Raw genomic sequence first — 8,962 nt, 5'->3', positions numbered from 1 at the left:
GTGAGCGGCGGCGCCGTCGTCCAGATCGGCACCGTCCACGGAGACATCCACCTCAGGCCCGCCCCCGTGCCCCGGCAGCCGCCCGCGCCGCCGCGGTTCTTCACCGACCGGGAACCGGAGCTGCGCCGCCTGCACGCCGCCCTCCGGGACCCCGCCGGGCGCACCGTCGTGCTGTCCGGGACCGGCGGCGTGGGCAAGTCGGCGCTCGCCCTGAGGTTCCTGGACGCCGCGGCCGCCGAGTTCCCCGACGGGGTTCTGTACACCGACCTCATGGGCTTCACCGAGGCAGGACCGGCCGATCCGGCGGACGCGCTGGACGCCTTCCTGCGCGGCCTGGGCGGCACCCCCGACACCATCCCGCGCGACCTGGCCGGGCGCGCCGCCGCCTTCCGCTCCCTGACCCACGGCCGCCGCGTCGCCGTCCTGGTGGAGAACGCCCTGTCCGCCGCCCAGGTGCGGGTCCTGTCCCCCGGCCCCGGGCCGCACCTGGTGCTGGTCACCACCCGCCTGCACCTGCCCGCCCTGCGCGTGGACGGCGCCGAGTTCCTGGACCTGCGCCCGCTCGCCGAGGACGACGCGGTGGTCCTGGTCGACCGCATGCTCGCCGACGACCGCACCCGCTCCGACCCCCGGTCCGCGCGGGAGCTGGTGCGGCTGTGCGGGCGGCTGCCGCTGGCGCTGCGGGCCGCCGCGAGCGGGCTCCTGCTGCGCCCCCGCCAGCCCCTGAGCCGCATGGTCGCCCGCCTGGACGGGGAACACCGCCTGGACGGTCCCGGCACGACCGAGGAGCCCTCCGTGGACGCCGTGCTCACCGCCTCCTACCGGCTGCTGCCGCCGCGGACCCGGCGACTGCACCGGCTGCTCGGGCTGCTCCCCGGCCGGGACACCACCGCCGAGGCGGCCGCGGCCCTCGCGGGGTGCGACCCCGAGCGGGCCGAGGAACTCCTGGCGGAACTGGTGACGGCCAGCCTGCTGCAGGAGACCCCGCAGGGCCGGTTCGTGCAGCACGACCTGGTCCGCCTGCACGCCGGGCGCCGGGCCCGGGAGGAGGACCCGACAGCCGAGCGCGAACGGGCCCTGGACCGGTTGCTGCACCACCTGCTGGCCACCGCGGCGGCCGCCGACCGCACCCTCAACCCGGGACGCTGGCACCTGGCGCCGGTCTTCGAGGAGCCCCCGGCCCGGGAGTTCGCCTCCCGGCGGGAGGCGCTGGACTGGCTGGAGACCGAACTCGACGTGCTGCGCGCCTGTGTGGACCTGTGCGCCGGGACGGGCCGGCACCGGTGGGCGTGGCAGTTCTGCGAGTGCCTGCGGAACGTGTTCATGCTGCGCAAGCACTTCGACGCCTGGGAGCGCACGCACCTGGCCGGGCTGGCCTCGGCGGAGGCGCTGGGCGACCCCGCCGCCCAGGGCAACGTGCTCAACGCTCTCGGCGGCCTGTACCTGACGCTGGGGGACGTCGACCGGGCCCGGGAGATCCACCTGCGGGCGCTGGCGGAGTGGACCCGGGCCGGCCACGAGCTGGGGCGGGCGGCCGCGCTGGAGGCGTGCGGGGTGTGCGAGCTGGCCGGGGACCGCCCCGCGGACGCCCTCCCCTACTTCGAACGCGCCCTGGGGATCCACACCGGCCTGGGGCGGCGGCGCGGCATCGCCCTGCTGCACCGCCGCCTGGGCGAGGCCCGCAGGGATCTGGGGGACCACGGCGTCGCGGCGGAGCAGCTGGGGCGGGCGCTGGAGTTCTTCACGGAGGAGGCCGATCCCTACATGAGGACCCGGTCGCTGGTGTCGCTGGCCGCCGTCCACGTGGCGGCGGGGCGCCCCGGTCGGGCCCGGGAGGTGCTGGCCGAGGTGCTGCGGCTCGCGGCGCGCATCGGCGCCCGGGCGGAGGAGGCCCGGGCGCGGGTGATGGCGGCCGGCCTCGCCGAGGCGGAGGGCGACCTGGACCGGGCCCGGGGGCTGCTCACCGAAGCGCTCGCCATTCACACCGAACTGTCCGCCCCCGAAGCCGGAGTACTGCGGAGCCGGTTGGGGTCCCCGCCGTACACGGACGGTTCCTGACCGGGGAGGCCGCGGGGGTCACGGCGGCGGGGACCGGCAGGTCGTACCGGATGCGGGGACGTACGTCGGCGAGGGCGGCGACGATCCCCGCCGTCACGGCGTCCGGAACGGGGAGGGGCGCTCCCCCGGCGCGCAGGTGGACGACCGGGGACGGGCCCAGGGCCACCACGGCCCGGCAGCCGGGGAGGCGGGCGAACAGCTCCCCGGCCGTCGGTGCGGAGGGGACGGACGGGGGCACCGGGACCGCCGGGGCCGTCGGAGCCGTCAAGGCGGGAAGGCCGGTCGGGACCGCCGGGGCCGCCGGGGCCACCGGAACCGCGACGCTGTCCGCGGCGTGCAGCCAGCGCGGTTCGAGGTCCGCGGAGAGCAGCACCTGGATCCGGCTTCCCAGCGGGCGGGCGCCCCGGGTGTCCTCCTCGACCAGGTCGCAGCGGAACACCCGATGGGCGTTCGGATCGTTCGGGTCGTTCAGGCAGGTCAGGGGGCCAGGGGTGCTCGGGGTGGTCATGCCGTCCTCCCCTGGGCGGTCCCGTCCCCGACGAACCAGGGGATCCCCGGCGGCGGCGACGCGGCGGGGCGTTCGGGCTCGGACAGGTCCATCATCCGGTAGGTCAGGGCCCGCAGCAGCCCCGCCGACCGGCCCGGCGCGGAGGTGAGGTGCCCGGCCACCCGGGCGGTGTGCTCGGGCGTCCAGCGGCGCACCGCCTCGGAGAGGGCCCGGTGCGGGGGTTCGTCGTCCCGGTAGTGGGCGGCGACCCGGTACAGGACCTCCGGGGTGGAGCCCGGGACGACGTCGGTGAGCCCGCCCCCGGCCAGCAGCGTCGGGACCCCCAGGGCCGCCGCGTACGCGGTGACGCTGCCGGAGTCGCCGATCACGGTGTCGGCCGCCACCAGCAGCGACGACCACGGGGAGGCCGGGGCCAGGACGCGCAGCCCGCGGGCGCGGGCGCCGGAGAGCCAGGCCAGGACCTGGCGGGGGCCGTGGGACCACCACACCCCGGGGTGGAGGACGAGCGCGACGACGTGGCCGTCGGGGGCCTCGGCGCAGAGCCGGTCGACCAGGTCCGGCCGGACCCCGAGCAGGCCGGCCCGGCCCGCGGAGCCGGTGACGACCGTGAGGTGTTCGGTGTCGCCCACCCCGACCGCCCGCCGCAGGCGCGCCCGGTCGGGCAGCGCGGCCGCCGCCCGGTCGAAGGCCGGGTCCCCGACGAGCTCGATGATGCCGTCGGCCTCCGGCACGACGGCGGTGATCTGGGCCCGCTGGCGCTCGTGCGCGATCCCCAGGGCGGCGGGCACCAGCCGCCCGTACCCGACCAGCGCCCCGTACACGGCGCCGCCGACCGGGCGGGCCACCGGCGGCCCGTACCCGGACCCGCGGGCGGTGGAACGGGAGAAACCGACGCCGTGCGGGAGGACCAGGGCGGGCGCGCGGACCTCGTCGAGGCGGCCGTGGTTGGCGGCCAGGGCGAGGTCGTAGGTGAAGGAGGTGGCCTCCTCCCAGGGCAGGACCGCGGCGTCGAGCGTGCGCATGAACGCGGCGCCGCCGGCGTGGTGGAGCGCGCCGGGCGCGAGGGTCCAGACGACCTGGACCCGGGGGTCCCGTTCCAGGTCGCCGATGAACTCGCAGAGGCGGTCGCCGGACTGGTGGTTGTGGACGACGGCGAGGACGACGCGCTGCGCGCGGACCGTCATGGGTGCGACGGGGCCCGTGTCGCCCCGGATCCATCTTCTGGTGGTTGCCAAGGGGGGTTCCTTCCGACCTCGGTGGGCGGGTCGGTTCCACTGTGGGCGGGGGATCTGGCGGAAACCGTGGCACCGGCTTGCAGCGACCTTGCAGCCCCTTGCACGAGAGCGGCCCCCGCCTTGCAGTCTCCTTGGCGGGGGCCGGTCGTCTCGGAGCCAGGCCTCAACTCGTATCGATCCAGGACGAGGTATCAGCGACGAAAAGAAGGATCGCGCCAAGGAAGCGGCTGCACGAGGAGCTCTCACGGCAAAAACGCATGTTCGCTCGGTCTCTACCCGTGAAGGGAGGAGGGGTGGCTATGACACCGGGGAGCCGGGGTCCCCGGACCCCGGCTCCACATGGCGCTGGACAGGCTAACGAGCCCGTGCTCCCGTCATGGGCGTTTTAACCCATCTGTGACTTTGGCGAAGAAAGCCAGTTCAGACACCTGAACCATGGACATAGGACCCTACGTCCAGCTTGATCCTGATCATGGTGACTTCGTTGGCCCCCAGAGGTTCGAGCAGCCGGAGCGCTTCCCTCCACAGGGCCCGGGCGCCCTCCACATCCCCTTCCTGGATGTCGAGGTCGCCCAGCCGGTCGCAGGCCAATCCCTCAGGGGCGGGCAATCCGTACACATGCGCCTGGTGACGGGCGCTCCGGTACTGCAACCGCGCCATCGCCGAACGCCCCATGGCCAGGAACACGTCCCCCAAGGTGTAAAGCAGGGTCGGTTCGATTTCCCGGGCCCCTGATTCCCCGGCCCGGCGCAAAGCGTCCTCCGCTGTGCTCTGTGCTTCCGCGAACCGTCCGAGGCCGACCAGCACCGCCGCCGCCCCCCGGTCCGCGCGCAAGGCACCCGACAGATCCCTCATACGCCGGAACTGCTCCCGTACCTGGGAAAAGCACGCCAGAGCCTCCTCGTACCGGTGAAGGTGCTCGAACACCATCCCGAGGTTGGTCCGTGCGTAGGCCGCTTGAATCCGATCCCCCAGTGCTTCGAAGATCGCCAGGCTCGTTTCGCAGTTGTGGCGAGCCTCCCGGTGATGGCCCGTTTCGAGACGTATGCGGGCCTCGTTGAGCATGGCCTGAGCCCTGACCCGATCGTCTCCGAGGGCGCCCACTTCCAGGAAGGCCCCGATCGCCCCTTCGAAGTCCCCGAGGTGTATCCGGGCCAGACCGAGGCGGTTGAGCGCCTGAGCCTGCCCGTCCCGGTCCCCGAGTCGCCGGAAAGTGGCGAGCGCGACCGTGTGCTCCTCCAGAGCCGTCCTGTGTTCACGTGCGGTGGCGTACAGCATGCCCGCCTGGTCGTGGGCATAGGCGACCCCGCGGGAGTCACCAGAGGACTCCCACCAGGCCCTGGCGGCGTCGACATCGCTCCGCGCCGTGTCGAAGTCGAGCAGGCGGCGACGGATACGCCCCCGCTCATAGCGGGCGTGGGCGACACCCTCGCCGACGCCCAGTTCTCCCCAGGCCTCCACCGCCGATTCCAGAGCCCGTTCTGCCCGGTCCCATGGGCCACAGTCCTCCAACAGACCCGACATGGCCAACGGGAGCCATGCGGTGTGTGCGGTGTAGCCCTGCTCCCGGGCGAAGGAGAGCACTTCGTCCAGATCGGCGAACGCACCCACGAACCAGTCCCTGGCCGCCTTCGGCCCGGAAAAGGTCTGCTCGGCGGTTCGCCCGATCATCGGCAGGCCGAGGCGGAAACGGCCGGGCAGGGCGGCCCGGTCGGCGGCGTCGACCGTGTGCAGGTAGTGGTCGAGCACGCGCAGATCGATCGCGCGGCGCTCCGGCTCCGTCATCGCCTCGTTCGCACGCTCCCGGGCGAACCGGCGCACCAGGTCGTGCATGCGGTAGACCTCGTCGGCGGTCTCCTCCACCAGGTGGCGGTCGAGCAGTTCCTCGAACGCGGCCTCCGTCTCCCAGAGTCCGCCGGCCCCCGCCGCGACGGCTGGCAGGCGCAGGTTCGCCACAGGGTGCAGGCCCGCGCAGAGGAAGACCCGGCGGGCCACCGGGGAGAGGTCCATGTAGGAGATGTCGAAGGTCGCGGTGAGACTCCGGTCCGATTCGCGAATCTCGGAGAGCCCGTTGCGGACGATCCGCTCGGCGTGGGCCCGGCACCCGCGCCCGGGGTGGAGCCGGAGCTGGGCCGCGGTCAGGCGCAGCGCGAGCGGCAGATTGCCCAGGACGGCGGCCAGGTCGGCGATGCCCTCGTCCTCGACGGAACGGCCTGCAAATGCCGCGATCATCCGGATACCGTCATCATCTGACAGGGGGCGAAGGTAGAGATCCCGGGCGCCGTCGAGTTCCAGGGCCAGGCTCTCACGGCTGGTCACCAGGACGGCCCCGCCGGGTGAGGCTGGAACCAGAGGCGCGACATGGCCGTGCACGGCGTCGTCCAGGAACAGGAGCACCCGCCGGTCCGCCGTGCCTGCCCGCCACATCTCGACGCGCCGATCCAGGCCAGCCGGGATGGTCTCGCCGGGGACGCCCAGCGCCGTGAGAAGACGGAACAGTGCCTGCTCGGCGTCGAGACCGCGCAGATCGAGATGAAGGCGGACGTCGAAGCAGTCGCGCAGGTGGTGGGCTGCGTGAACGGCGAGGATGGTCTTGCCGACTCCGCCCATGCCACGGATCACCTGGACGACGGTGCCGGTGCCGTTGTGTTCGACGCCGTCCAGGATGAGCCGCAACTCCCGCTCCCGGACGGCGAAGTAGCCGAGGTCGGGCGGGAGCGTGTCGACCACTGCCGCTTCCGTGTCGGGGCCGGGAGTGACCGCCGACGGCAGGAAATCGGACGGAACGGGGCGATGCGAGGAGGCCTCTCGCCGGATCAGCTCCTCGTAGAGCCGCCGTGTCTGCTCGTTGGGTTCGATGCCGCTGTGTTCGAGTCGGTGCTCTCGAAGAACGTGGTAGCAGTCGATGGCCTCGGCGTCCCGCTTCAGCTCTTCCAGGGCTCTCATCCGCACATGAACGAGGCGTTCCTGCACGGGGTGGTCTTCGAGACGGTCGAGGATCTCGTCGTACTCCCCCAGTTCCAGGGCGTTCTGCGCCCACTGGGTGAGCACACGGAGTCGGTGAGCGCGCATCTTGACGCGCCGGGCCTCCGCCCAGTCGCCGCCCACCCGGACCAGGGGGTCGCCGTCCCACAGGGACAGGGCCTCCTCGTACAACCGGGCCGCCTCGCGCCGATGCCCCCTGTTCACGCTCTCCCGAGCGGCGGAGAGCAGGTGGGGCAGCCGATGCCAGTCCACACATCGGGGGTCGACGTTCAGGAGGTAGCCGGAATTGCCGGAGACGACGACGTCGCGGAACCCCGACTCGCGCAGGACACCGCGCAGGCGACTCATGAGGGAGTAGAGCGTATCCACGGCGGAGCGGGGCGGATGCTGACCCCACAGGGCGTCCATCAGGTCCGTTCTGGACACGAAGTGGCCTACGGAGTCGGCGAGAACGGCAAGGGACAGGGCCGTCTGGGGGGAGCCCACGTCGATCGGCCGACCATCGACCAGAAGCCGCGGGCCATGGGCGAGGAGTCTTATGTCCAGCCTGCCATAACCCAACACAGGAACAGGATGCCACCGCGTTTTGCGGATTGTCGAGATCACCATTACGGCCATCCCAGGGAGACCGAAAACCAACACCCACCCACCTGCACGAACGCAAATCAAACACGCTCCAGGACAGGGTTTTCTCACCGAAAGGAAGGTTGGGCACTTTCGCTTTTTCGAGAGCCCGACTAACATGCACACATAAATGCACGGAAATTCAGCACGCCCCGCGGAACGCTATTCTGCACATTCCACGGCACGTGCACCGCGATCCCGGGCCCCGCCACCCCGCCGGCCCACCCCGACCGCCAAGCCCTTCACCTGCACCGAAGCACCGCATCCGGCCTCGGACCACGCCCGCTTCCGCGCCACGGCGCGGGTTGTCCACACCCCCGGAACCGCTCGTTGCGGTGGCCGGTCGACACCCCTGACAATGGATTCGGGGGCGTCACACCCCACCCTTCAACGCCCAAGGTCCCCCCACGGCAACGCTAGCCCGCTCTCCCCTCCCCCACCACCGAATCGCCTCCCCTGTGGACGACCCCCGCACAGCCATGGCGCCGGACGACAAGTCGGCGGTCAGCGCTTCGGTGCCAGCACCCGCAGGTAGCGGTCGGTGATCCGGCGCTGCACCGCGCGCGAGAGCGGTGCCGCCAGTCGGCTCCACCACAGGGCCGGTGCGGAGAAGGCCGTGATGGAGAGAACGACCTCGCCCCGCTCCCCGTGCTCGACGCAGAACAGCTCCTCACCGCGTTCGGGGTGGCCGTCGAGGGTGCCGTAGGCGAAGCCGCGACGGCGCGGCTCGTCCACCGTGTAGAGGACCCGGCACGGGGCCCACACACGCAACGACCCCACGCCGAACCCCAGCACCACCCGGCCGCCCGCCCTGGCCGGGCCGGGGTCGGCCCGCACCGTCAGGCCCGCGCCGCGGTGCACGTCCCAGCGCATGAGCGCCTCGGCCGCGGCCCGGCAGTCGTCCCCACCCCGCCCTGCCGGGCCTGTCCGGCGCAGGTGATCGTAACCGGGGGGAAGGGCGGAGGCACGTGTGGCTCCCACCTCGGTGTAGCTGTAGTCGCCGCCGGTGTCCTCGTTCTCCTGCCGACCGGCCGCCGACTGCGCTCGGAAGTCGAAACCGCCCTGCGCCGTGTCCGACTCCGGATCACGGGCCGCGTCGCCCTGGTCCATTTCAGTGTGCTCGCCCATGGCCTCTACCTACTCACCGACCTGGCCGCTGCCCCTTTCCGGCTCACCTTATTCGCCCCCGCTCCGGATCTGCGCGAGGGTTCCCCCTTCCCGGCGGGCGCACCGCGCCCGCCCCCGGGCGACCCACCGGCGGCAGGCAGGCCATTTTGATGGTGTGCCAGGGACCATCCCCGCATGCGCGGGGAGCACCCCGCCGCCCTCGGTACGGCGCTGTGCGCCCCGGGACCATCCCCGCATGCGCGGGGAGCACCTGGAGGGGGAGCTGCGCGGTGTCGAGAACCAGGGACCATCCCCGCATGCGCGGGGAGCACCAGACGTCGCTGGAACCCGCGGTGCTGCCGCTGGGACCATCCCCGCATGCGCGGGGAGCACGCAGATGACCTGCACGGATTCCAATGGAAACCGGGCGATTTTCAAACTTCCC

At 72.7% G+C, this 8,962-nt stretch carries 4 protein-coding genes; 1 reads left to right on the top strand and 3 read right to left on the bottom strand.

All coding sequences use genetic code 11. From position 1 onward, the window contains the following. On the top strand, nucleotides 1-2,058 hold a 2,058-nt coding region (locus ACJOT3_RS28795), incomplete at its 5' end, for a tetratricopeptide repeat protein (RefSeq protein WP_406976267.1). Nucleotides 2,059-2,562: 504 nt separating this feature from the next. On the opposite strand, the gene ACJOT3_RS28790 is transcribed toward ACJOT3_RS28795, so the two are convergent. From ACJOT3_RS28790 to ACJOT3_RS28780, 3 genes are all read right to left on the bottom strand, one after another. Continuing rightward, the gene (locus ACJOT3_RS28790; RefSeq protein ID WP_406976266.1) at nucleotides 2,563-3,750 is read right to left on the bottom strand and encodes a hypothetical protein; all 1,188 of its coding nucleotides are present in this window, start codon (nucleotides 3,748-3,750) and stop codon (nucleotides 2,563-2,565) included. A gap of 471 nt (nucleotides 3,751-4,221) precedes the next feature. Then, a complete protein-coding gene (locus ACJOT3_RS28785; protein ID WP_406976265.1) occupies nucleotides 4,222-7,395 on the bottom strand; it encodes an AfsR/SARP family transcriptional regulator in 3,174 nt (1,057 codons plus the stop codon). Between the two features lie 519 nt (nucleotides 7,396-7,914). Then, complete coding sequence (locus ACJOT3_RS28780; protein ID WP_406976264.1) at nucleotides 7,915-8,538, bottom strand: DUF1990 domain-containing protein; 624 nt, start codon at nucleotides 8,536-8,538, stop codon at nucleotides 7,915-7,917. Between the last annotated feature and the right edge of the window lie 424 nt (nucleotides 8,539-8,962).

This window comes from Nocardiopsis protaetiae (assembly GCF_045446735.1).
GTDB classification, from domain to species: Bacteria; Actinomycetota; Actinomycetes; order Streptosporangiales; family Streptosporangiaceae; genus Nocardiopsis; species Nocardiopsis protaetiae.
This window is presented reverse-complemented; position numbering and strand designations above follow the sequence as displayed.